The organism is Paenibacillus sp. PastM-3 (genome assembly GCF_029893965.1).
GTDB lineage: Bacteria > Bacillota > Bacilli > Paenibacillales > Paenibacillaceae > Paenibacillus_AQ.
In genome coordinates, this window is sequence record NZ_JARXXP010000001.1 from 277,484 (window position 1) to 302,727 (window position 25,244).

The 25,244-nt window shown below is 52.3% G+C and carries 17 protein-coding genes; 11 read left to right on the forward strand and 6 right to left on the reverse strand.

Annotation, left to right across the window (positions count from 1 at the left end):
- The first annotated feature begins 350 nt into the window (after nucleotides 1-350).
- The 5 genes from M2108_RS01305 (at nucleotide 351) to M2108_RS01325 (ending at nucleotide 6,682) form a co-directional block, all read left to right on the forward strand.
- Nucleotides 351-1,736, forward strand: coding sequence for an extracellular solute-binding protein (locus M2108_RS01305; protein ID WP_277469229.1), 1,386 nt, complete (start codon nucleotides 351-353; stop codon nucleotides 1,734-1,736).
- Between the two features lie 160 nt (nucleotides 1,737-1,896).
- Nucleotides 1,897-2,787: a carbohydrate ABC transporter permease gene (locus M2108_RS01310; RefSeq protein WP_277469230.1), complete on the forward strand. Its 891-nt coding sequence runs from the start codon at nucleotides 1,897-1,899 to the stop codon at nucleotides 2,785-2,787.
- Between the two features lie 17 nt (nucleotides 2,788-2,804).
- A complete protein-coding gene (locus tag M2108_RS01315) occupies nucleotides 2,805-3,629 on the forward strand; it encodes a carbohydrate ABC transporter permease (protein WP_277469231.1) in 825 nt (274 codons plus the stop codon).
- Nucleotides 3,630-3,710: 81 nt separating this feature from the next.
- Nucleotides 3,711-5,477 carry a cache domain-containing sensor histidine kinase gene (locus M2108_RS01320; protein WP_277469232.1) on the forward strand — a complete coding sequence of 589 codons (1,767 nt, stop codon included), beginning with the start codon at nucleotides 3,711-3,713 and terminating at the stop codon, nucleotides 5,475-5,477.
- On the forward strand, nucleotides 5,474-6,682 hold the full coding sequence (locus M2108_RS01325) for a response regulator (protein WP_277469233.1): 1,209 nt from the start codon (nucleotides 5,474-5,476) through the stop codon (nucleotides 6,680-6,682). Before M2108_RS01320 ends, M2108_RS01325 begins: the two co-directional genes overlap by 4 nt.
- Nucleotides 6,683-6,769: 87 nt before the next feature.
- On the opposite strand, the gene M2108_RS01330 is transcribed toward M2108_RS01325, so the two are convergent.
- The 5 genes from M2108_RS01330 to M2108_RS01350 form a co-directional block, all read right to left on the reverse strand.
- Nucleotides 6,770-7,123: a DUF4190 domain-containing protein gene (locus M2108_RS01330; protein ID WP_277469234.1), complete on the reverse strand. Its 354-nt coding sequence runs from the start codon at nucleotides 7,121-7,123 to the stop codon at nucleotides 6,770-6,772.
- Nucleotides 7,124-7,225: 102 nt separating this feature from the next.
- A complete protein-coding gene (locus M2108_RS01335) occupies nucleotides 7,226-8,011 on the reverse strand; it encodes a GNAT family N-acetyltransferase (protein ID WP_277469235.1) in 786 nt (261 codons plus the stop codon).
- Between the two features lie 81 nt (nucleotides 8,012-8,092).
- Nucleotides 8,093-9,355: an MFS transporter gene (locus tag M2108_RS01340; protein WP_277469236.1), complete on the reverse strand. Its 1,263-nt coding sequence runs from the start codon at nucleotides 9,353-9,355 to the stop codon at nucleotides 8,093-8,095.
- Between the two features lie 88 nt (nucleotides 9,356-9,443).
- Nucleotides 9,444-10,379 carry a LacI family DNA-binding transcriptional regulator gene (locus tag M2108_RS01345; RefSeq protein WP_277469237.1) on the reverse strand — a complete coding sequence of 312 codons (936 nt, stop codon included), beginning with the start codon at nucleotides 10,377-10,379 and terminating at the stop codon, nucleotides 9,444-9,446.
- 158 nt (nucleotides 10,380-10,537) lie between these two features.
- On the reverse strand, nucleotides 10,538-10,708 hold the full coding sequence (locus M2108_RS01350) for a hypothetical protein (protein WP_277469238.1): 171 nt from the start codon (nucleotides 10,706-10,708) through the stop codon (nucleotides 10,538-10,540).
- Between the two features lie 155 nt (nucleotides 10,709-10,863).
- On the opposite strand from M2108_RS01350, the gene M2108_RS01355 reads away from it, so the two are divergent.
- The 4 genes from M2108_RS01355 to M2108_RS01370 all read left to right on the forward strand — a co-directional run bounded on the left by M2108_RS01355 (nucleotide 10,864) and on the right by M2108_RS01370 (nucleotide 15,120).
- On the forward strand, nucleotides 10,864-12,084 hold the full coding sequence (locus M2108_RS01355; RefSeq protein WP_277469239.1) for an MFS transporter: 1,221 nt from the start codon (nucleotides 10,864-10,866) through the stop codon (nucleotides 12,082-12,084).
- A gap of 255 nt (nucleotides 12,085-12,339) precedes the next feature.
- Nucleotides 12,340-14,247 (forward strand): heavy metal translocating P-type ATPase, encoded by a 1,908-nt coding sequence (locus M2108_RS01360; RefSeq protein ID WP_277469240.1) that lies wholly within the window; start codon nucleotides 12,340-12,342, stop codon nucleotides 14,245-14,247.
- Nucleotides 14,248-14,329: 82 nt separating this feature from the next.
- Entirely contained in the window at nucleotides 14,330-14,635 is a 306-nt protein-coding gene (locus M2108_RS01365) for a metal-sensing transcriptional repressor (protein WP_277469241.1), read from the forward strand.
- Between the two features lie 140 nt (nucleotides 14,636-14,775).
- The gene (locus tag M2108_RS01370; RefSeq protein ID WP_277469242.1) at nucleotides 14,776-15,120 is read left to right on the forward strand and encodes a hypothetical protein; all 345 of its coding nucleotides are present in this window, start codon (nucleotides 14,776-14,778) and stop codon (nucleotides 15,118-15,120) included.
- 124 nt (nucleotides 15,121-15,244) lie between these two features.
- Here M2108_RS01370 and M2108_RS01375 read toward each other — a convergent pair whose 3' ends face one another.
- Nucleotides 15,245-16,963 carry a methyl-accepting chemotaxis protein gene (locus M2108_RS01375; protein ID WP_277469270.1) on the reverse strand — a complete coding sequence of 573 codons (1,719 nt, stop codon included), beginning with the start codon at nucleotides 16,961-16,963 and terminating at the stop codon, nucleotides 15,245-15,247.
- Between the two features lie 292 nt (nucleotides 16,964-17,255).
- On the opposite strand from M2108_RS01375, the gene M2108_RS01380 reads away from it, so the two are divergent.
- Together M2108_RS01380 and M2108_RS01385 are read left to right on the forward strand one after the other, a co-directional pair.
- A complete protein-coding gene (locus tag M2108_RS01380; RefSeq protein WP_277469243.1) occupies nucleotides 17,256-21,137 on the forward strand; it encodes a discoidin domain-containing protein in 3,882 nt (1,293 codons plus the stop codon).
- 479 nt (nucleotides 21,138-21,616) lie between these two features.
- Nucleotides 21,617-25,138, forward strand: coding sequence for an alpha-amylase family glycosyl hydrolase (locus tag M2108_RS01385; RefSeq protein ID WP_277469244.1), 3,522 nt, complete (start codon nucleotides 21,617-21,619; stop codon nucleotides 25,136-25,138).
- The last annotated feature ends 106 nt before the right edge of the window (nucleotides 25,139-25,244 follow it).

Here is a 25,244-nt window from a genome sequence, read left to right on the forward strand (position 1 = left end):
TTCCACTTAATCATCCTCAATCCCGATAAACAGCATATTTAAGTAGCAAAAATCCACCTAATCCCTGCAGGCAAACAATCTGCGAGCCTAAGCCGCCGATACCATCCCGCCCCGTCCCAAACCATCCCGTCTCATACCGCTTGATCCCGCACCATCCCGCTCTATCCCGCTCTATCCCGCTCTATCCCGCTCTATCCCGCTCTATCCCGCTCGATCCCCCCATCGGGGGCACCCCATTCCAGCACTTATGGATATAGAAAAAACAAACCTTTTTTCTGCAGTTCCCACCTTGTTGGAAGCGCTTAATGAGATGATAATTAGCCTATCACGAGTTAGGGGGCATACAAACAATGGTCAAAAGAAACATGCAGAAATCACTGGCAATCGGATTCAGCGCAGTAATGGCACTCAGCTTGGCCGCATGCGGCAACTCTGGCAATAATGCTAACGACTCCGCAGCCACCAATGCACCCAATAGCACAAACAGTACAAACAGCGGCGGAAATGCAGCAGAACCTGCAACGGACAGCGGCAAAAAAGTAACAATTACCTTCCAGAACATTTATCCTGACCCGGCGACACCTTCGCACAAGATGATCAACGAGCTGACTGAGCAGTATATGAAGGACCATCCGAATGTCACGATTGAGCTGGACACCCTGAATACAGACCAGCAAAAGGTTAAGCTAAAAACACAGGCTGCTTCCAAGGAAGTGCCTGATATTACGATTGTGAACCCGGCTGCGCAGATGAAGCCGTTCGTGGATGCCGGGCTGTTCGCCCCGCTGAACGATGTGCTGGACCAGAACGGGCTGAAGGATACCTATCAGGAAGGTCTGCTGGACTATTACAGCTTCGACGGCAACGTGTACGCACTCCCGGACGGCAATAACATTGAGGTTGTGTACTACAACAAAGAGCTGTTCGAGCAGGCCGGTATTGCCAATACGCCTACCACATTCGAGGAAATGCTGCAGGACGTTAAGATCCTGAAGGATAAGGGCATTACACCGCTGGCGATCGGGGAAAAAGACTCCTGGACCGGTTCCTTCCTGTTCATGAATATCCTGCTGCGCACGAACGGTGGACCCGGCTTCCTGCAGGATGTAATGAACGGCAAGAAAACGTTCGAAGATCCTGCGTTCATTGAAGCGGTAGATGCATTCCAGCAGCTGGTGCAGGCCGGGGCCTTCCCGGACGGGGCAACCTCGATTGATGCCAATGCCGGCGGTAATATTTTTAAATCAGGCAAAGCTGCCATGTGGGTGATCGGCTCCTGGGAGACCGGCGCGATCGACGCTTCCTCTGTAGCCGGCAAGGTAGGCGCCTTCCAGTTCCCTACAGTTAACGGCAAAGGCAATCCGAACGAATTCATGCTGGCACCGGGCAGCGCCTTCGCGATCTCCGCGAACAGCGAGCATCTGGCTGAAACCAAGGACTTCCTGAACTTCTTTGCCTCCAATCTGCCGAAAAAACAGTTCGAGCTGAAGAATGCCGTTGGACTCGGCCAGAAGGTGGACGGTGACCTGAAGGCGGCAGGATACTCTGATCTTGCTGTCAACATTGCCGGATTGTTTAACCAGGTTCAGGGCGGGGACCTCGCTTTTGACAACACGATGAATCCGGCCACCGCACAGGTTCACCTGAGCAGCATCCAGAATCTGTTCGTACAGAAGGTGGATTCCGCAGCAGTGGCCAAAGAGCATCAGCAGGCTTTTGAAGCCAACAAGGAATGAGCATTTACAAGCATTAACGGTTTAGTTTTCAGGGGCTCCGGCCCCGCATAATAACACACTCCCCATTTCCGGTGCGGACAGCAGCCACAAAGGAAGCTGCTCCGCACCGGATTGTAATGGGCCTAGATAAAAGAATCTGCTTGATCTGGAGGCGGGAAAGATGAAAGTACTTAAGGTGCCAGCACGTACAATAGCCGTCTTCGTATTGCCGTGTCTGCTCTTATATGTGTGCCTTGTGTTCATACCCATACTGGTATCCGTATATACAGGTCTGCTGAAATGGGACGGCTTGTCGGCCGCAACGTTTATCGGGCTTGGCAATTTCAAGGATATGTTCTTTAATGACCCTGTGTTCTGGCCTTCGGTAAAAAGAACCCTGCTGTACGCCGTTGCTTCCATGGTGGAAATTCCGCTGTGTCTGCTCATGGCAATTCTGCTGAACCGTTATTTGCGCAGAGGCAATACGCTGGTGTCGATCTATTTTACACCGGTCATTCTGTCTGTCGTTATCATTGGACAACTGTGGAAAACCGTCTACAATCCTACCTCCATGGGCGGTATGCTGAACGGGGTGCTGGTCTCCCTGGGGCTGGAGAGCTGGACGCATAACTGGCTGACGGAGCCGCAAATTGCGATGTACGCGCTGTATTTCGTATCCCTTTGGCAATACTTCGGCTATCATCTGCTGATTCAATATACAGGTGTGCAAAATATTCCCGATGAGCTCTATGAAGCAGCCAAAATCGACGGGGCAGACGGCTTCAAGGCCGACCGTTATATCACCCTTCCGCTGATCGTCCCGATTTTCAAAATATCGATTGTGCTCGCTTTTATCGGCTCGCTGCAGGCCTTTGATCTCGTTATGGTCATGACTGCCGGCGGCCCGGCCCATGCCACTGACGTCATTTCCACGCATATGTACAACAGCTCGTTCGGCTCCTTTAAATACGGGTACGGCAGTGCGATCGCGACCTTCCTCGTTGTGGTATGCCTGGTCTTCACCGGCTTTATCAATATGATTTTTAACCGGATCGACCGCAAATTCAATTAGACAAGGGGTGCACGGTGATGCAAACATTCAAAAAAGGAATCGTGTATCTGCTGTTCGCTATTCCGGTAGTAACCCAGCTGTATCCGCTGCTGTGGCTGGTGCTGTATTCACTCAAGACGAATGAAGAGATTATGGACGGCAGCTTTTTTTCCTTTCCCAAAACGTTTCAATGGCATAATTACAGCGAGGCTTATACCTCGGGCAACTATCTGAAGTACCTGGGCAACAGTGTGTTTGTTACGGGGATCACGATGGTATGTGTCATTGTGCTGTCGTCCATGGTAGCTTACGCCATCTCCCGGTTTCGCTGGAAATACGGCGGTGTGGTGATGACTATTTTTCTGATGGGGATGATGATCCCGATGCAGGCCACGCTGCTGCCGCTGATGATTATTTTCAAAAATATCCATGTCCTCAACACGCACTGGTCGCTGATTCTGCCGTACATCGCTTTTTCCACACCGATTGCCGTCTTTATCCTGTCAGGCTTTATGCGCGACATTCCGCATGAGATTGAAGAATCGGCGTTCATCGACGGAGCGAGCGTGTACCGGATTTTTACCAGCATTATTCTCCCGGTGTCGGTTCCGCCAGTTATGACGGTGTGTATTCTGACCTTTATCAATATCTGGAATGAGTATATTCTGGCCGCCACGTTCATCTCTGCCGAGAAGCTGAAGACGCTGCCGTTCGGGGTATACACCTTTGTCAGCCAGTATTCGGTCAACTACGGGAATATCGGCGCTTTTCTTGTCATGGGGGCGTTGCCGGTGATCCTGATCTACTTCTTTCTGTCGAACCGGATTACGAAAGGAATGGTTGCGGGGGCGGTCAAAGGCTAAAAGCCGTTGCTTTTCAAAAAGGGTTGGAATTATAATAGGGAACGGCAGAACAGATCAGGTGGGGCGAGGGAGGAGAGTCTTATGCATAGAGGCTTTCATTCCATCCATTACCGGTTGTTTCTGCTGTTTCTTTTTTGCATGTCCAGTATTCTGCTTAGCGTCAGTCTGCTGTACTATAATCGGACTACAGAGCAGCTGCATGAAAAAATCAGCGATCTGTCGCAGAAGAATGTTGCCCAGACGGCCGGGCTGTTCACCCTGCTCTATAAGGGATATGACGCACTGTCGAAGTCACTCAGCAATAACTTTGAAATGATCCGCCTGCTCAATGAAATAACCGATGAACCGGCGGTGGCCTATATTAATGAACAGACGATTACAAATATAATCGGCTCTATTTTTTACTCGCGTGATGATCTCGTAGGCATACATGTCATTACCGACAAGGGCAAAATCTATAATTACGGCAACTATATGAATGTGGTCGATCCGGATTATAAAACAACAGACTGGTACAAGCAACTACAGGCTTCCTCCGGTAAAATGGTCTGGCTCGGCGTCTATGAGCATTCGCTGATCGACCAGGTTGAGGACAGTCCTGTATTCGCTTTCGGACGGCAGATTTTTGACCTCAATGAGCATAAGCCGATCGGCATTGTCCTGTATGAGACCAATCCCGAGCCGGTGCTGGATGCGCTGGACAACCTGAAGCTCGGTGAGCACAGCCAGGTGTATCTGATGTCGCAGGACGGACGGTTTGTCTCCTCGGCTACTGATCCTACACCTGAGGTAGAGAATCTGCCCGCCCTGCCGGCTTATGAGGATGTGATGGTGAAGCAGGAGACAGACAGGCTGATTGTGGCCTCGAAGCTCTCTTTTTCAGGCTGGTGGGTCATGTCGATTACGCCGGATAAGGATCTCAATGTGGAGCTGGTCGAGATGAAGCGTTATCTGCTGATCGTCATTTCGATTCTAATCCTGGTATCCACGCTGATTGCGTTCATTGTCTCCAGGAGCATTTCTTCACCGCTTAAGAAGGTTATCCGTGAAATGCGGCAGGTGGAGGTCGGGAATTTCCGCGGAATGGTCAATGTGTCGTCCTATCAGGAGATCAACATTCTTGTTGCCTCCTTCAACCGGATGGTACGGCGGATCGAAGAGCTGATTGAGCGCGTAAAGCTGTCGTCGGTCAGTGAAAAAAACGCCGAGCTGCACGCGCTGCAGTCCCAGGTGAATCCGCATTTTCTGTACAACACGCTCGATATGATCTACTGGATGCTGGATGAGGAGGGCAATGAGCAGCTTGGTGAGCTGGTGCTCTCCCTGTCGTCGATGTTCCGTTACAGCAGCCACTGGGAGGACGGGGCCGAGGTGACACTTGCGGAAGAGCTGGAGCAGACCGGCCATTATCTGGCCATCATCTCGATCCGCCTGGAAGGCCGGCTGCAGATCGTAACGGAAATCGGCGAGCGCTGGCTGGGCATCAAGGTGCCGAAGATGACGGTGCAGCCGGTCATCGAAAATGCTGTGAAGCATGGTCTGGAGCCGCTCGGCCGGCAGGGGATTCTCAAGGTGTATACCTGCGAGGAAGACAATAACCTTAAATTGGTGGTAGAAGATAACGGCAACGGCATGACGGAAACCGAGCTGCAGCACCTGCTGGATTCACTGGACGGAAGAGGTCCAAGGGAATCCGGCAAAAGCGGCATCGGCTTGCAGAATCTGCACCGCCGCCTGCAGCATATGTTCGGGGAGAGCTACGGGCTGCAGATTCAGAGCTATCCGGGGACCGGGACCAGAGTTTCGATCCTGCTGCCGCTCACCGGGGAAGGAGACCTGATTACGTGAACATACTCATCGCCGACGATGAACGGGTTATCCGCGAAGGCATCATGCGCACCATCAAGCATCTCTACCCTGATTATGAGGTATATGTTGCGGAACGGGCCGAGGAAGCGGTCAGACTGATGGAGGAGCAGCATATTCACATTGTCCTGACTGATATTCTGATGCCCGGGATGAGCGGTCTGGAATTCATGAAGATCACAAGGCGCAGATTTCCCTACGTGAAATGGGTGGTCATCTCGGCCCACAGCGAATTCGCCTACGCGCAGGAGGCGGTCCGGCTAGGTGCCCGGGATTATCTGCTCAAGCCGATCGGCAAAAGCAAGCTGCAGGAGATTATCAGCAGTCTGACCGAGGAGATTCAGCAGGACAGCGATTTATCCAGGCAGGGGGAGCGGCTGCGGGCCAGCCTCCGCTTCCTCCGGGAAGGGGTATTTCAGCGTCTGGCTTCGGGACTGGATATCGGCAATCTTGATTTGAGCCCTTTTATCGCGGACTACAGCAGCTATTATCTGTTGATGGTACAGCTCGAGCCCGGTGAAGGCGGGGTAAGGCTGGAGCATTTTATCGTGGAAAATGTACTGTCGGAGCTGGTTGAGCGGCACGGGCGCGGTTTTGTGGTCAGCTATGACCGACGGAGCCTGCTGGGTCTGATCACCCTGGAAGAACATGCGCAGATCGGACAGTTTCGGGCGGAGGTGCAGGAGCATCTTAGCCATTATCTGAAAATCCCCTTTCAGCTGCTGCATTCCGGATTAAGCCATGACTTCAGCAGTGTGCCGCAGGTGGTGAAGCGGCTGCGGGAGGCCTCGGCTTCGCAGGCCTTTGAGCTGGAGCCGGTGAAGGGCAGCGGGGAGAAGGCGGTTGAAGTGGCGCTGCACTATATCCGTGAGCATTATGCCGAAGACCTTTCCCTGGAGCGGATGGCTTCAGTTGTTTTTCTCAATCCGGCTTATTTCAGCCAGCTGTTCAAGCAGAAGACCGGACAGGGCTATAAGGAATATGTAACCTCGCTCCGGCTGGAGCAGGCCAAGCTGCTGCTGCTGAATCCGAAGCTGAAGCTGGCCGAAATTGCTGAGCGGGTCGGCTACCAGGACATGAAGCATTTTACCCAAATGTTCCGAAAAAGGACCGGACTTACGCCGACCGAATACCGCCAGCAGGCGAATATCAACATTCAGCTGTCGAAGGGGACACCGCCTCAATGAAAAAGCAGCAGATTCCGGTATCGAAACCGGTGTCTGCCGCTTTTTTCACATTTAGAGTGCGTTTCCCTTTATATTCCGCTTCACTGTTTAGATATTATTGGTGTTGAAATAGAAATTGCTGATGCTGTCCTCTGCTCCGGCGGCAAACAGAATGATTACAACGAACAACAGGATAAGCAGCGCATAAATAATCGTGCCGACAATCCCGCAGACCAGTCCGGCAATCGCCAGGCCCCGGCCGCCTTCATGACGGTTGCGGATTTCCTTCAGGGAGAGAGCAGACAGAATAATGGCCACGATTCCGAACAGGAGGCCGATATAAGGGGTTACGATGGAGAGAATCCCCAGTACCAGAGAGGCGATGGATTTGCCGTTGGTGTGTGCCGGCGGAGGCGGGGGTGGATAGTAATCCTGTTGCTGACCATACGGTTGATAATTCATGAATAAACTCCTTCTAAAAAGTAATGGTTAGTGCGTCTTTTTTTAAAGTTCATACGTCCATTATATTACATCCGTTTCGGGTATAGCAGACCCCAGTTTCACTTATTTCTGCTGCGGGGTGTAATTGATCCAGTGCTCCAGCTTGACTGCCAGAGTAAGCCCGGCAGCTTCAGCAAGCCGGATGGACGCTATATTGGTATCCTGCACCTGATATCTCGGTATGTAACCGCGCGCCATGGTGTGATGAAGCGCCGTCTTGACTATACGGGCAGCCAGCCCCTGTCTCCGGCCGGTTTCCGCCGTATGCACTGCCCCGATCTCCCAGATCTGCTCCCCGTTACGGAAAACGATACAGGTACTGAGCGGAGTCAGCTCCTTAAAAATAGCTACCGAGAAGGCGCCGTCCTCAAAATATTGGGCAAGCTCCTCCGGTGTATAGCCGTTCTCCATCCACAGCGGCAGCAGGCGTTCATCCAGCTGTTCGTTGACGATAGCTTCCTTATCCGGTTTGAATATTTGGCCGGGGGCGGTGCTGAAGGAATAAAAGCTGCGGACCTGCGTAAGCGGAAAATGAGGGGCGACAGCAATCCTCGCTTCCTGCTGGAGCTTGAACACCAGGTTGGCATGTGCAGGAATCCTGCTTATGAGGTCAGGGAGCACTTCCGGATTGCTGTAATCCATGAGTACAACATAATCCGCTTCCGGATATACCCTCCTGTCATAGGCAAAGACATCAGCCGGCAACAGCAGCAGAATCCCCCAATGCTCTGCTTGTTCCACTAAATAACTGTCCATAACCTGATGATAGGCAGTCATCATTTTGAGCAGTGTCACATTTTTCAGCGGATTTCTGCGCAGGTAACGCATGATATCATCGTAATTGTTCAACTTATTTATCACCCCGTTTAATCGGCAAGCACTGCTTGTCTCTGATTCCCCATATTTTACTATAAAACAGCCTGTCTGGCTTTACTTATATTTCCGTATATGCTTGAGCGTTAACACTGCGGCGGTACCGAACAGGCTGAGCAATACTCCTGCAGCGCCCATGACCATGGAGACTCCGAAAATATCCGCACCTGCTGAGAACACCGCCAGACCGAGCGGTGGGGCGACACTCATTAGCGAGCCGAGTACGCCGAACATGCGCCCCTGCAACTCTCCGGGCACCTCCAGTCTGAGGATGATATTAATCAGTAGTGTACTGAAGGAGAAGGTGAAGCCGATCAGCAGAATGACAGGAAGAGCCGCGTTCATCGCTGAGGTGACGGACAGAAGGATATAGAGCGGACCGAGCAGCACCAGGCTTGCAGACACAACGATGCCGCGGTGCTTCAGCCTTTTTCCCGCCAGAATAATCATCCCTGAACCCAGCATATAGCCCAGCGGAATACTGCTCTCCAGCAGTCCGAACTGAAACGGCGTCGCTTTCCAGACCTGAACGGCCATTACCTGGGTAAGCATCAGGCAGGACAGGAAGAACATCGTGAGCACCGGCAGCAGAATGGTAATGGATCTGGCAAAAGCATGGCCCCAGATGTAGCGGAAGCCTCCGGCCACATCCTGTTTAAAGGAGCGGGCCGTATCAGCGGCTGGGATATTGCCAGCAAAAGAGCCTGCGGCCGCAACCAGCAGGCACGCGAGCATGAACGTCATCCCGTCAACGAATACAGCCCAGGCTCCGCCGGCGGCTGCGACAAATATACCGCCCAAGGCATAGCCCAGCGTGCGGGAAATATTCTCGGACAGGGTCATCCAGCCCGCCGCCTGCTGAATGTAATCTTTACCGACGACCGGAAGCAGCGAAGCCTGGAAAGCAGGAGCCTGGAACTGTCCGGCAGCGGTCACAATGCCGGTCAGGCAAATGATAAGGATGTAGGACGGGGAGTGCAGGGTGAGCGTGAAAGCTATTGCCAGCACGGCTATACTCTGGACAAGATAGGAGCACATAATCAGTGTTCTGCGGTTCATCCGGTCGGCAAGCGTACCTGTCACACTGCCCAGCAGCGAGCAGAGGAGGAGATTGCTGATTGTCAGGATGCTCATCATCCTCGCGCTGCCTGTTTCCTGCAGCACCCACAGGCTGAGCGCCAGCGCATGAAAGGCATTCCCCAGAACCGATAAGGTACTCGCGCTAAAAAGCAAAAGAAAGGTCCGGTTTCTGTACAGAGCCGGGTACTTGCCGGATACTTCAGGTACCGTTTGGCCGGAACCGGCAGCAGATGGAATCATGGCATAGCCTCCTATAATAACTTGGTTTAAGTAACAGCCATAAGTTCATTAGCCGCTTAACTTAAACGTTTAAGTTATTATAAGGAAATTAAGGAGAGATATCAACCAGAAATTGGTTGCCGGCGGCAATTGCCGGATCGTCCGGAGCGGATTTCAGAGTCGCCATCAGTTCAAACGCAGTCCGTGCCCGGTCATTCTGAAACCGGATGATCCGTGTATCCGGCTGGACAATTTCCGGAAAACCGCAGGTGCACAGCGCCGTAACCGAGGCGGCGAGCCCGGTGCGTTCGACCGCTTTTGCCAGAAATTCATTAATGACGATAATATGCTTACCGCGGTTCCGCAGCAAAAAGGCTTCAAGTTCCTCCTGCCCCTGATCCTCTCCAGCCGCTATGTAAATATCATCCCTGGCAAGACCGGAGCTGTCCATAATCCAGCTTGCAAGCGCTGTGTTGTGGTGGTTCTCCATAATTAAGCAGGAGGGAGTATCCGCAGCGGATACAGCCGCCTCCAGCGCCTGGGGGTAATTATAATTCACCTGATTAAACATCCGGTCATTGATCAGACTGCCGATCAGAATCAGGGGCACACCATCCACAAAATTAGCAGAAATCCGATAAAACATCTCATCCATCACATCCATCACAAAAACGGCGTCCAGCTTGCGTTCCCGGATGACATCCATCGCCGGGTTCAGCGGATCGAGGCTGATTACCAGTGTATGGTAACCGGCAGAGGTTAGCATTGACTCCAGACTGTCGGTAAAGGACAAAAAGCTTTGGCGCTTCCAGTAGGGAAGCCCCGGGGATTTGTTGATGAGGATGCCGACCATGCCGGTCCGCTGAACAACAAGCGAGCGTGCAGCCAGATTGGGGACGTAATTCAGCTCTTTGGCGATTGCAAGAATGCTCTGGCGGGTGGCGTCCGGAATAGTCTGGTTTTTGACATTATTCAGCACATAACTGACCGTAGCCACCGATACATTAGCCAGCCGCGCGATATCCTTCATCGTTGCTTTCTTCATCCTGCATTCTCCTTTATCTGCAACAGCCTTAGAAGAAAAGACTATCACCCGCAGCATGGGGAAGTCAACGTGTGAAGGGGCTTCAATAGAAATAGTGAGCCTGCAAAAAAGCCGCCCAAGTCATGTATCGACATTGAGCAGCCCGCGGAACAAGTAGCCTAGGTTTCGTTTTTGGTCACTCCGTTTAGACTCGGCACATAATCGTCCTGTTTATCGGGGTCTGTCATTTGTGGAATCTCCGTGATAGATGCGTGATTTTGTTGGTTGTCTTTGCTGTCGGCCTTGTTATTGGCGCGGCTGTATTTGGCATCGGCATTGTTTTTTGGCATAAATGTCACCTCCGTTTGCTACAAGATAGTATGAGTCGGCAGCTGGCATTTTATGCCGGATCATCATGACCATTGACAGGCGCTGCTATACTATTGTTAGTTAATTCATTTTTGCTGCCTGCTGCAGCACCCTTAGATCGGAGGCAACCTTACTTATGTCCAATTCAGCTTCAACTGTTATTGCCCCTTCCGGTAAGGGAGCTTCCAGGGGATTAATTCTGCTTCTGGCTGCTACTTCTGGTCTTGCTGTAGCTAACCTGTATTACAATCAGCCGCTGCTCGCGGAGATCGGCCGCACGTTCGGCGCTTCCTCCAATGCGGTAGGCTATGTCTCTATGTTCACGCAGATTGGTTATGCGCTGGGCATGCTGCTGTTTGTACCGCTCGGAGATATCCGGGAACGGCGGACGCTGATTTCGCTGCTGCTGATCGCGGTGGCTCTGTCGCTGGTTGGCTTTGCCGTTTCGCCGTCCCTGCTGTGGATGTATATTGCCAGCTTTGCTGTCGGCATTACGACCGTGGTTCCGCAGATTATTGTACCGTTCTCGGCACAGCTCGCCCGGCCGGAAGAACGCGGCAAGGTCATCGGAACGGTCATGAGCGGGCTGCTGTTCGGTATTTTGCTGGCCCGCACCGTCTCCGGCATCATCGGCGATTTCTTCGGCTGGCGGTCGATGTATTGGATTGCCGCTGTATTGATGCTCCTGCTGTCGGTGATCCTGTACCGTCTGCTTCCGCTGACCAAACCGGAAACTTCCGCCTCCTATAAGCAGCTGCTTGGTTCCATGGTCCAGCTGGTCCGGAAATACCCCACCTTGCGTGAAGCTTCACTGATCGGTGCCTGCATGTTCGGCTCATTCAGTGTGTTCTGGACTTCTCTGGCTTTTTATCTGGAGGGTCCGCCATACCATTACAGCAGTGCAATCGCCGGCTTGTTTGGTCTGATCGGTGTAGCTGGCGCGGCTGGTGCACCGGTAGTCGGACGCTTGGCAGACAGAGTCGCGCCTAAACGGATCATCGGTTTGCTGATTCTGCTGACCTTACTGTCCTTCGGGCTGTTCGGCTTATCCGGCCTGACCATCTGGAGCCTGGTTGCCGGAGTCATTGTGCTGGATCTTGGTGTGCAGGGAACGCAGGTCAGCAACCAGGCCCGGATCTATGCGCTGGAACCGTCTGCACGCAGCAGGATTAATACCGTGTTCATGGTCAGCACCTTTGCCGGCGGCGCGCTTGGTTCCACGTTGGGCAGCTATGCCTGGCAGCACTGGGGCTGGAGCGGTGTCTGCTGGAGTGGAGGCATTCTGGTAACTGCAGCACTGGCTATATGGGCTGTGCACCGGATTATATATAGGAAAGCAGAGCTTGCGGTAAGCTGATTGCGCATTCTTCTATATTCTATCTGGAAAGAGGAGATTAATATCGCAAATCCTGCTCCGCCATTTTCTGAAGGCAGCAGGTATGATGAATTGACATGTAAAGGCTGAGCACGCATTGTTTGCGGGTTCAGCTTTTTCTTAATGGACGGCAAAGCCGTTTCTTCTTGTGATACAAAAATCACATACAATATGCCCCCGGGGGGGATATATTTCATGATAATGGTTCTCAATATAAACGTAGTGGGAGTGAGGAATATGGTAGAAGTGAATACTGCTGCACATCCGGAAGCATCCGCTCTGCGGGCTGTCTGGGAGAAAAATGGCGGCATCCTTATTGCTGCATCCTGCCTGGTGCTGATTGCGCTGGCCTGGATTCTGGAGAAGCAGGGGCTGCAGGCGGGCGCGGTTGTCCTGTTCGTGCTGGCTTATGCAGTAGGCGGGTACCGCAAAGCCCTTGAAGGGCTTGAGACATTAATCAAAGACAAGGATCTTGATGTCGATCTCCTGATGGTTGTTGCGGCAATCGGGGCAGCTGCTATCGGCTACTGGCTGGACGGGGCGATTTTAATCTTTATTTTTTGCCTGAGCGGCGCGCTGGAGGAATACTCCATGGAGAAAACCAATCAGGATATCGCCGCTATTCTGAAATACCGTCCTGAAGAAGCGGTACTTTTGAAAGACGGGATTGAAGTGACAGTCAGAGCTTCCGGTCTGCTGCCGGAGGATGTTGTCAGAGTAAGACCCGGTGAGCGGATTCCCTGCGACGGCATGATTCTGGAAGGGAGCTCGGCTGTGGACCAGTCGAATATAACCGGGGAATCGGTACCGGTTGACAAAATGCCGGAGGATGAAGTCTATGCGGGTACAATGAACGGGCAGGGGGCACTCCTTATTCGGGTTACCAAGACAGCCGAAGACACGCTGCTCTCACGAATTATACATATGGTACAGGAGGCCAAACATGAGCTTCCGCCCAGTCAGCTTTTTGTAGAACGGTTTGAAGGCTTTTATGCAAAAGCGGTGGTTGCCGCAGCGCTTCTGCTCATGGTACTGCCGCCTTATCTGCTGGACTGGTCGTGGGAGGATACCATCTACCGGGCAATGATCTTCCTGGTGGTTGCTTCTCCCTGTGCTCTGGTGTCCTCCATTATGCCTGCTGTTCTCTCCGGAATCTCCAATGCCGCGCGTAAAGGGGTGTTGTTCAAAGGAGGAGTCCATCTGGAGGGAATCGGTGGTGTGCAGGCGGTGGTTTTTGATAAAACCGGAACCTTGACCGAGGGAAAACCGGCTGTTACAAATGTATGCCCGGCCGAGGGAGTAACGGAAGCTGAACTGCTGGCGGTAGCGGCTTCACTGGAAAAGCTGTCCCGGCATCCGATTGCCAGTGCGGTAGTAGAGTATGCTGATGCGCGGGGGTTTGCGTGCGAACCGGCCGAGGCGATGCAGGATGTGACCGGGCTCGGCGTCAGCGGAATGGTTAACGGGTTACCTTGTGTTGTCGGGAAAAGAAGCATGCTGCATAATCTTGAAATACCGGAATTGTATGAAGCAGCTGCAAAACAGCTTGAGGCAGAAGGGAAGACCGCCTTGTATGTGGAGGCAGACGGGCGGCTGATCGGACTGCTGGCAGTGCAGGATGTGGTCCGCAGTCAGGCGGCGGAAGCCGTTGCCAGCCTCAAGGCAATGAACAAAACGGTCATCATGCTCACCGGCGATGCCCGCCATACGGCAGAGGCAATCGCACGCAAGACCGGGATCGATGAAGTTTATGCCGAAATGCTGCCGGACGGGAAGCTGGAGATGATCAGGGAGCTTACCCGAAAATACGGCAAGGTAGCGATGGTAGGGGACGGTGTCAATGATGCCCCTGCACTTGCAGCGGCTTCAGTGGGCATTGCCATGGGCGCCGCTGGCAGCGATGTTGCGCTGGAAACGGCTAATGTGGTGCTGATGAATGATGATATTACAAAAATTCCGTATGCTATTACACTCGGAAGCCGGACGACCCGGGTTATTAAACAGAATATTACCTTTGCCCTTGCCGTTATTGTTATACTGGTTATTTCGAATTTCTCGGGCGGATTGAATCTGCCATCCGGGGTTGTAAGCCATGAGGGAAGCACGCTGCTGGTGATTCTCAGCGGACTTCGCCTGTTAAGATAAGTTTGATTATGAATCTATTCCTGATATAATACCCCTAGCTGATAGCTTTGACAGAAAATTGTAAATACACCCGGAGGGAATTATGGTCCAGGAAGCAAACGATGAATTTCACGATGAGGATTACGAGCATAAATACCGGAAGCAGATTGTGAACCGTCTGGCCCGGATTGAAGGTCATGTCAGGGCTGTTAAAGTAATGACGGCAGAAGACCGCGACTGCTCGGAGGTGCTGCTCCAGATCGCTGCCATCCAGAAAGCGCTGGACAAGGCCGCGAAGCTGCTGCTGAAGGATCATTTGGAGAACTGTGTAGTCAAAGCCGTCCACCACGGCAACCAGGAGCGGGTGCTGGAGGACCTCAACAAAGCCCTTGATAACTATATCCGTTAAGCAACAGGCCGGAAGATCAGCTCTTCCGGCCTGTTGCTTGCGGACAACCTTCCATAAGGTGGAATGCCCAATGTCATAGAAGAGCTGTTCCGGAATATGATATTTTCTAGGCAAATTTCATGCCAAGGAGGCAGACTCTATTGATTACTCCGGATAATCTTGAAACGTATTATGTGAGAATAGGCAGGCTGAAGCAGCGTTATCTGCCGGAGCGGTTTGAACAGGAATTGCCGGTGTTCAGCTCCCATAAGGAGGCAGCAGACTGGTTCCGCTCGTTATTTAGCGGAGATTTTATTTTTGTCGAGGTCATGGAGGCGGCAGGCGCGCAGCAATATTACCAGTATGACATTATACATGACCGGGAAATCTGGGAACGCAGACAAAGGGATATCCGGGAAAAGGGGGCAGCAAGCGGGCCGGGAATGCTTCTGTGCGCCCAGCGTGTGGATATTTACGAGGACGGCTCGGTGCATTTGGCAGTATAAGCCGAATAAGTTAAAAGCGGCCGTCCGGGACGATTGATCTGTCCGGGCGGCCGCTTTAATTACCGGAGCATTAAGGCGGCGTCAGTACGATGCGCCCGCCGTCCAGCTCCTGTGCAATAACAGCTCAGATTTTGAACCGGGCGGACAATTCCTGCAGCTCCTCAGCCATTTCACTCAGTGATTTGACGGCACCTTCGACGTCCTTCATGGTTGCCGTCTGCTGCTCGGAGGCAGCTGCAACGTTCTGTGTCTTGTTGAAGGAGGAATCCGCGATTTCTTCGGTCACGATCAGGGAGGCGCTGACCTCCTCGGAGCTGGCCGAGATCTGCTGGGCGGCGGCAGAGACATCCTCCAGCTGCAGGTTCACTTCCTGGATGAAGCTGACAATCTGCTCAAAGGTCTCTTTCGCTTCCTGCATGCCAGCAAGACCGAGGCTGATCTCGCTGCTCTCCTTGTCCATCATGGAGGCAGCCTCCTGGGACAGCGTCTGGATTTCCGAGAGGATGGAAGCGATCTGCTCGGAAGACTGGTTGGACTGCTCGGCAAGCTTGCGGACCTCCTGGGCCACGACGGCAAAGCCCCGTCCGTGCTCACCGGCGCGTGCAGCCTCAATCGAAGCATTAAGAGCCAGCAGATTGGTCTGTTGGGCAATCTCTCTGATCAGGTCTACAATAGCGCCGATCTCCTGCGAGTAATGATGCAGCTTGCGGATTACTGCTGCTGATGCCTGGGAGGTGGAGAGAATTGTATCCAGCTGGCCGCTGACGGTGGTGATCTTCGCGCCGCCGTGTACCGCCTGCTCGGTTGTGTAGCTGGTTACGCCGGAGATATCGGTGACCGACTCGGCAACCTTCTGGATGCCGGTGGAGACCTCATCCATGGCCCGGCTGCATTCCCGGGAACTGCTTAGCTGGGTAGCCGACCCGTCGGCTACTGCCTGAATTTCTTCGGCAATGTGACTGCTGGCCTCAGCAGTCTGTACGGAGCTGGCCAGCAGCTCCTCAGAGCTTACTGACAGCATCTGGGAATGCTCGCCGATCTTGGAGATAATGCCCCGCAGTCCGGCAATCATCTCATTAAACCCTGTAGTGAGCACACCGATTTCATCTTTCGAGCTGTAGCTGCCTTTGACGGAGAGATCGCCGTTCTGGACGTCAAGCATCAGCGAGTTCAAATTGTTCAGCGGCCGGGTAATCATACGGGATAGCAAGAGACTTACAGTACCGCACACAAGCAGGGAAGCTGCCAGCATCAGAATCAAATCCAGCATGCTGGTCGAGGCGTCCTTTTTATTGCTGCTATTCAGCTCTGCGGCCGCATTCTGGTTCAGCTTTTTGATGGATTCAAGTCTATTCATAATTTCAGTGCGGACCGGAGTCAGCTGATTTTCGAAAAGGGTATAAGCTTCAGCCGGCTGGTTGGCTTCAAGTCTGCCGAGCATCAGATCGCGGGCTTCGTTGCTTACCGGAATCAGCTCTTTAAATGAATCGTACAGTTGCTGAACATCCTCCGGCATCCCGATCGACTCGATTTCTTTCTGGGCGGCAATGTTACCCGTGATGATCGCAGCGATAGAGTCATTAATTTCCTTTTGCCGTGCGGCTGTCTGGTTGGAAGGGATCACCAGCTGCAGCTGCAGCGTATTGATCTGTGCGTTGCCCATGATAATCCCGCTGATCAGCTCGTTGGGAACCATGTATTGATGGTACATCTGCTTGGCGTTTGCATTAATCTTGCTCAGGTAATGATACCCTGTGAAGCCGACGAGTATCATGAACACAATGGATAGCCCGACTAACCCCGTAATTTTTACCGAAACCTTTTGATCGACCAAAAACCTCATCACGACAACAACTCTCTCTCTCATCTCTAGATGTAATAAATATTAAAATCCATGTTATTAATATCGTAAAAAACAGCTCCAATCTAAAGAGCAGGGATTACTTTTTGTACCAGCTTCCCGGGCAACGGTATGTATGAGCAGCAAGTTATCTGCATAAAGACAAGGATGGGGTTTTATTGCAAAATAGCGTGGAAATGCCTATCTTTCCCGTAGAAACGCCTCTTATTGCCAGGCTGGCCGGGTCTCTATAATGGGGGTGTATACCAACATATTTTTACTGAGGAGGATTATAATGCGTAACAAGTTTGCCATCTGGTCACTTGTAGCGGCGATGCTGGTCTCGACCCTGTACCTGGCTGCCGGTTCCTTCGGAATCGTAGCCGCCGCCGGTGGACAGAATCTGACCCCGGGCAAAACAGTCACCGCAAGCGGCCAATCCCAGACGTACACACCTGACAATGTAAAAGACAGCAATCCGGGCACCTACTGGGAAAGTACGAACAGCTCATTTCCGCAATGGATTCAAGTTGATCTCGGGACAAGTACCAGCATTGACCAGGTCGTGCTGAAGCTGCCGCCTGCCTGGGAGACGCGCACCCAGACCTTGTCTGTTCAAGGCAGTCCGGACGGAGCTTCATTCAGCACCCTTGCCAGCAGTGCTGCTTATGTATTTAACCCTGCATCAGGCAACGCAGTAACAGTTGACTTCATCGCTTCCAGCACCCGCTATGTCCGGATCACTGTGACGGCCAATACCGGCTGGCCTGCCGCGCAGTTCTCGGAGGTTGAAATTTATGGCGCGGCCGGTGCAACACCGACACCTGCACCGACAGCTACACCTGCTGCCGGTACGTATCAGGCTGAGTCAGCAGTTCTCTCCGGCGGTGCAAAGGTGAATACCGATCACACCGGATTTTCGGGTACGGGCTTTGTAGACGGCTACTGGACACAAGGGGCAGCCACTACATTTACGGTTAATGTGCCGGCTGCCGGTACACGCAATGTTACTCTCCGGTATGGTAACGGAAATACCTCCGAACAGACCTTGAGCCTCTATGTGAATGGGGCCAAAATCCGCCAGACCTCGCTGCCGAGCCTGTCTGGCTGGGATACATGGGGTACAAAGACAGAGGCGCTGAATTTGAATGCCGGGAACAATACGGTCGCCTACAAATATGATGCCGGTGACAGCGCCAACGTGAATCTTGATCAGATCACAGTTGCGGACACCGTAACAGCTACACCTACTCCAGTTGTGACTCCAACCGTTACTCCAGCTCCTACGGCGGCGCCCACACCTACGGTTGCGCCTACACCTGCGCCAACCCAGTCCGCAACGCCTTCACCAACCGCTCCTCCGGGCAGCAATATCGCGATCGGCAAAACCATCACCGCCTCCTCTGTAACCCAGAACTTTACAGCAGCAAATGCTAACGACAATAACACCGCAACCTATTGGGAAGGTGGCAGCAACCCGAGCAATCTGACTCTGGATTTGGGAGCCAATCAGAATATCACCTCGATTGTCCTGAAGCTGAACCCGGCTACGGAATGGGGAACACGGACCCAGACCATTCAGGTGCTTGGTCATAATCAGACTACAACCACCTTCAGCAATCTGGTCTCTGCCCAGAGCTATACGTTTAACCCGGCCACCGGCAACACCGTTACTATTCCTGTAACAGCAACGGTCAAGCGCCTGCAGCTAAATATCACAGCTAATAGCGGCGCACCGGCAGGACAGATAGCCGAATTTCAGGTATTCGGCTCACCGGCCGACAATCCCGACCTGACGATTGCCGGAATGTCCTGGACACCGGCAACTCCGGATGAAGCTGCTGCAGTTACGCTGATTGCCACCGTAAAAAACACCGGCAATGCAGCATCTGCAGCAACCACGGTTAACTTTTACCTCAATAATGAGCTTGCCGGTTCCGCTGCCGTCGGTGCGCTGGCCGCCGGTGCATCATCTACGGTATCGGTTAACGCCGGAACCCGCGCTGCAGCCAGCTACACTTTAAGTGCCACAGTGGATGAAAGTAACCTGGTCATCGAGCAGAATGAAGCGAACAACAGCTATAATCATAGTTCTGCGCTTGTCGTTAATCCCATTTCCAGCTCTGACCTGACCGGAACCGTCTCATGGAGCCCGGGTACACCGGCAGCAGGCAGCAGCGTTGCCTTCTCGGTCAGCCTAAGGAATCAAGGCATTATTGCCTCAGCAGGCGGGGCCCATACAGTAACAGTTGTGCTTAAAAATGCCGCCGGTGCCACCGTACAGAGCTTTAATGGTACTTATAACGGTGTGATCGCCGCAGGGCAGGCCGTTCAAGTGTCCGTGCCGGGTACATGGACAGCCGTAAACGGCAATTATACAGTGACAGTTACGGTAGCGGCAGATGGAAATGAAGCCGTTTCCAAGCAGAATAACAATACAAGTATGGCAAATCTGGTAGTATACGCGCTTCGCGGAGCAAGCATGCCATACAGCAAATATGATACAGAGGATGCAGTGAGAGGCGGGGCGGCTGTACTCAGAACAGCCCCGACCTTTGACCAGTCGCTGACCGCATCGGAAGCTTCCGGCCAGAAGTACATTGCTCTTCCGTCAAACGGCTCTTATGCCGAATGGACCGTAAGATCCGGGCAGGGCGGAGCAGGGGTAACGATGCGCTTTACCATGCCGGATTCCCCGGACGGCATGGGACTTAACGGTTCACTGGATGTCTATGTCAACGGCAGCAAGGTCAAGACGGTTGCTCTAACCTCCTATTACAGCTGGCAGTATTTCACGGGTGATATGCCGTCAGATGCACCGGGCGGCGGACGTCCGCTGTTCCGCTTCGATGAAGTGCACTGGAAGCTGGATACGGCACTCAAGGCCGGAGACACCATCCGCATCCAGAAAAATAACGGCGATGCCTACGAATACGGCGTGGACTTTCTGGAGATTGAACCGGTTCCTGCGGCAATTGCCCGTCCGGCAAATTCGGTAGCTGTTACAGACCACGGCGCAGTGGCAAATGACGGCCAGGATGATCTGCCCGCCTTCAAAGCCGCCGTTACTGCAGCAGTTGCAGCGGGCAAACCGCTGTATATCCCGGAAGGAACCTTTAACTTAGGCGGCATGTGGGAGATCGGCTCGGTCAGCAGCAAGATCAACAACATCACCATAACCGGCGCCGGCTTCTGGCATACCAATATCCAGTTCACCAATCCAAATGCAGCCGGGGGAGGCATCTCTCTGCGTGTCACCGGGCGGCTTGATTTCAGCAATGTCTACATGAATTCGAACCTGCGTTCACGTTATGGCCAGAATGCCATCTATAAAGGCTTTATGGACAATTTCGGCACCAATTCGGTGATTCATGATGTGTGGGTGGAGCATTTTGAATGCGGGATGTGGGTTGGAGATTACGCGCATACACCGGCGATTTATGCCACCGGACTGGTTGTAGAGAACAGCCGGATCCGCAACAATCTGGCCGACGGCATCAACTTTTCCCAGGGCACCAGCTACTCTACCGTGCGCAACAGCAGCATCCGCAATAACGGGGACGACGGGCTCGCCGTCTGGACCAGCAATACTAACGGGGCTCCGGCCGGAGTAAATAATACCTTCTCGTACAATACGATTGAGAATAACTGGCGGGCAGCAGCGATTGCCTTCTTCGGAGGAAGCGGGCATACAGCGGATCATAACTACATCATTGATACGGTAGGCGGTTCCGGCATCCGGATGAATACGGTGTTCCCCGGATACCATTTCCAGAACAATACGGGCATTGTGTTCTCAGATACAACGATCATTAACAGCGGCACCAGCCAGGATCTTTACAACGGGGAAAGGGGGGCCATCGACCTGGAAGCCTCCAATGATGCCATCAAAAATGTGACCTTTACCAATATTGATATCATCAATACCCAGCGTGATGCGATCCAGTTCGGCTATGGCGGCGGATTCGAAAACATAGTATTTAACAGCATTAATATTAATGGTACAGGACTCGACGGGATTACAACCTCGCGCTTCTCCGGACCGCATAAAGGTGCTGCCATCTATACCTATACAGGCAACGGATCGGCAACCTTCAACAATCTCGTCACAAGCAACATTGCTTATCCGAATCTGAACTACATCCAGTCCGGTTTTAATCTGACCATTAACAATTGATAGCTTTACCAGCCGGCAGGAAGGAGGGGGTCTTCAGGCCCTCTCTTTTTACCCATAAGATTAATGTTGTTAATAATAAGTGGTGTGAATTTAACTAATCTATCCGGCATAATGCGTTATTCACGATAAAAAACAGGAAACCGGTTTCTGAGTACATAATCAGCAGAAATAGCGAGATTTAACCAGATAAAGCTCGGGATATTAGCTCAAAAGATCCATTGACCGCGCTCCATTGCGGATACTATAATCAGAATCAGGAAAAATTCATTGGTGCAGAAGCGGCAGCCGCCGCTATATTCCATTTAATTTATGCAAGCGCATACAATGCAGCTTTTCCGCTCAAGCCATGGGGGTGATGGAGGGTTTAGCACAGGCCGTGTGCCAATAGCCGAAAGTTCTTTTATTACCTTTTTTGCAAACGTTTGCGCATTAAAAGATGTAGGCTTCAATATCAAACATTTGATCAGGAGGTAGTCTATTTGGTAAGAAATAAAACGAGGCGTTTACTAACCTGGCTGGTTATTTTTGCACTCTGCTTCAGCTTGTTCGGCGCGTCAGGCGGTGCATCCGCCAGCAATACCAATTATACCGTTACTTACACTAACAGCACTGCAACGGCTGTAACCCTGCATTGGACAACGAATAACTGGTCGAGCGTCACAGACACCCCAATGACAAGAAACGGAACGACCTTCACCGCTGATTTGGCAGTTGCTGAAGGAGCAACCTTAACGTATTGCTATCATATCACCGCTCCAACCGACAGCTGGGATAATAACGGCGGTAAAAATTGGACCGTAACAATCCCCTCTGCCGGCAGATATGAAGCGGAGAACGCAGCATTAACAGGCGGGGCCAAAGTAAACACTAATCACACCGGCTACTCGGGAGCGGGCTTTGTTGACGGGTATACGGCCAGCGGCGCGGCTACAGCTTTTACAGTGCAGGCTTCAGCTGCAGGCACATACAATGCTACTCTGCGTTATGCGAACGCGACAGGCAGTGTCAAGACGGTATCCGTATATGTGAACGGGATCAAAATCAAGCAAACCGCACTTGCGAGTCTGAGCAGCTGGGACGCCTGGGGCGAACAGAGCGAATCGCTCAGCCTACAGGTCGGAAGTAATACCATCACCTACAAATACGATTCAACCGACAGCGGAAATATCAATATCGATTATGTAACGATTCTACCCGGATCAACACCAACACCAACGGTAACTCCGGTGCCGACAGTCCAGCCAACCGCAACTCCATCTGCTACTCCTTCACCAACTCCAGTACCAACCGCAACACCAACCCCAACACCTACGAATATACCAACAGCAACTCCAACAGCCAGCGGAACCCCATCACCAACAGCAACGGCAGCCGGCATTACGGTCCATGTGAAAAAGCCGGCAGACTGGAACTCGGCAATACGTATCCATTACTGGAACCTGAGTCCGTCATCGGTACCTGTCAGCGGAGCCTGGCCGGGTATTCTGATGATATCCGACGGTAATGACTGGTACAGCTACACTATTCCAGGCGCTTCAAGCACAAGCCTGATTTTTAACGACAGCAACGGCAAACAGACCGCTGATTTGACCCGTAATGTAAAAGAGAGCTGGTACTATTCAGACAATGTCTGGTATACCGCTAATCCTGAGGCGCTTAAGACACCGGTCATCACAGTCTCGCCGGCTCCAAAAACCTACGATGCTGCACAAACGGCTGCACTATCAAGCAGCAATACCGGCGACAAAATCTACTATACAACCAACGGCTCTACACCTACGTTAGACTCCGCTTTATATACGGCTCCAATCCAGATATCGTCCTCAATGACGATAAAAGCGTTTGGCGTGAACGCGGACGGTGTTGCAGGCAGTGTGTCCTCTTTTGCCTATGTAATTGACCTGGACGCCGATCTGCAGCCGCCGGTCATTACGCCGAATCTGCCGGTAGGACAGTCCGCTACAGCGGTAAATGTCTCTTTTAACATCAAAGACAACAAAGCGGCCGCCGTAACCGCCTACTATACGGATGACGGAACAGAGCCTACTACCGGCTCCAAAGTATATGTTACAGGAAATACACTTGCCGGAGTGACAGGACCGCAGATTCTGATCTCCAAAACAACGACCCTGAAGTTTCTGGTGATCGATGCCGCCGGCAACCGGGCGACCCAAAGCTTTGTTTACAGCATCGGCAGCAAAGGGGATTTCCGCGAGGACTCCATATACTTTGTGATTACCTCCCGCTTCTATGACGGCGATACCAGCAACAACGCCCATGCCTGGGATGATGCCAAGGCCGGCAACCCGGATTCTGACCCTGCCTGGAGAGGGGATTTCAAGGGACTGATCCAAAAACTTGATTACATCAAAGCGCTCGGCTTCAGCGCCATCTGGATAACCCCTGTCGTACAGAATGCCAGCGGTTATGATTACCACGGCTATCACGCGATTAATTTTGCCAAAGTCGATCCGAGATACGAGTCAGCAGGTGCCTCCTACCAGGATCTGATCAACGCCGCCCATGCCAAGGGCATCAAGGTCATTCAGGATATCGTCGTCAATCATACCGGCAACTTCGGCGAGGAGAACCTGTTCCCGATGTTTAAGAAGGATGAAACCAAGCCTGACACAATATCGAATCTGCTCAAAATAACCGATAAGCTGCCGGCCAATTACGATTCCATGACCCCGGACCAACAGTACCAGGCCAGACTGGCCCTGATGAAGACTGCCGAGACCAACAACAATATCTATCACACCGAAAAAAGCCTTTCCTGGGAGTCATACACTGTCCAGACCGGGCAGATCGCCGGGGATTGCGTGGATCTTAATACGGAGAATCCGGTGGTCAACCAGTATCTGATCGACAGCTACAACCAGTATATTGATATGGGGGTTGATGCTTTCCGGGTGGATACGGTGAAGCATGTCAGCCGGTATATTTTTAACAAATACTTTGTTCCGGCTTGGAAGGAAAGGGGCGGCTCGGGCTTCTTCATCTTCGGTGAGGTCGCTACCCGCTACAGAGATGTCTGGAACAGCGGCATCCCGGCGATTTCGACGCCGTTCTACACCTGGAAGTCGGCCAAAGCCTACCCTGGCGACGGTCAAAATGACTACGCTTCCAACAAGCTGTCCGTTGAACAGGAATGGGCGGATAACTCTACAACAGCGGGTCAGCCGACATCGAACAATGCTTTTCTGATCGGCAACAATTATCATACTCCGGACTATTCGATGAAATCCGGCATGGACGTAATCGACTTCCCGATGCACTGGGCATTCAAAACTGCGCAGGAAGCGTTCAGCATGCGCAGCGGAGACCAGTTCTATAATGATGCTACCTGGAATGTGACTTACGTGGATTCTCATGACTATGCCCCTGACCAGGCACCGGAAAATCAGCGGTTTGCCGGAACTCAGGATACCTGGGCTGAGAACCTGGCGCTGATGTTCACCTTCCGCGGCATCCCGGCCATCTACTACGGCTCGGAAATCGAGTTCCAGAAGGGTAAAGCAATTGATGTTGGCCCGAATGCGCCGCTTAGTACAACAGGACGCGCTTATTTCGGCGATCATATTGAGGGTAGCGTTACTGTGCAGGATTTTGGAAGATATACGAACGCTACGGGTACTCTCGCTGAATCACTGAACTATCCGTTGGCCAAGCACATCCGTCAGCTCAATCTGATCAGAAGAGCCGTACCTGCCCTGCAAAAGGGCCAATACTCCACAGAGAATGTCAGCGGCAATCTGGCCTTCAAAAGAAGATATACCGACGCTTCCAAAGGCATTGACAGCTTTGCGCTGGTCACCATCTCCGGCAACGCTACCTTCACAGGCATTCCTAACGGGACCTACGTGGATGCTGTGACGGGGGACATCAAAAGTGTAACGAATGGCACCATCACACTGAACTGCTCCGGTAAAGGCAATGCCAGAGTCTATGTGCTTAACGGCAGCGGCGGGATCGGTGAGAGCGGAACGTATTTGAAATAGGCAACTGGTCAGATGAACAGATGAATTAATTTTGCATAAATTATGGGGCAGCCGTATCCGGCTGTCTTTTTTCTTCAACAATGAAGGTCTTGTGTTAAAATAGATA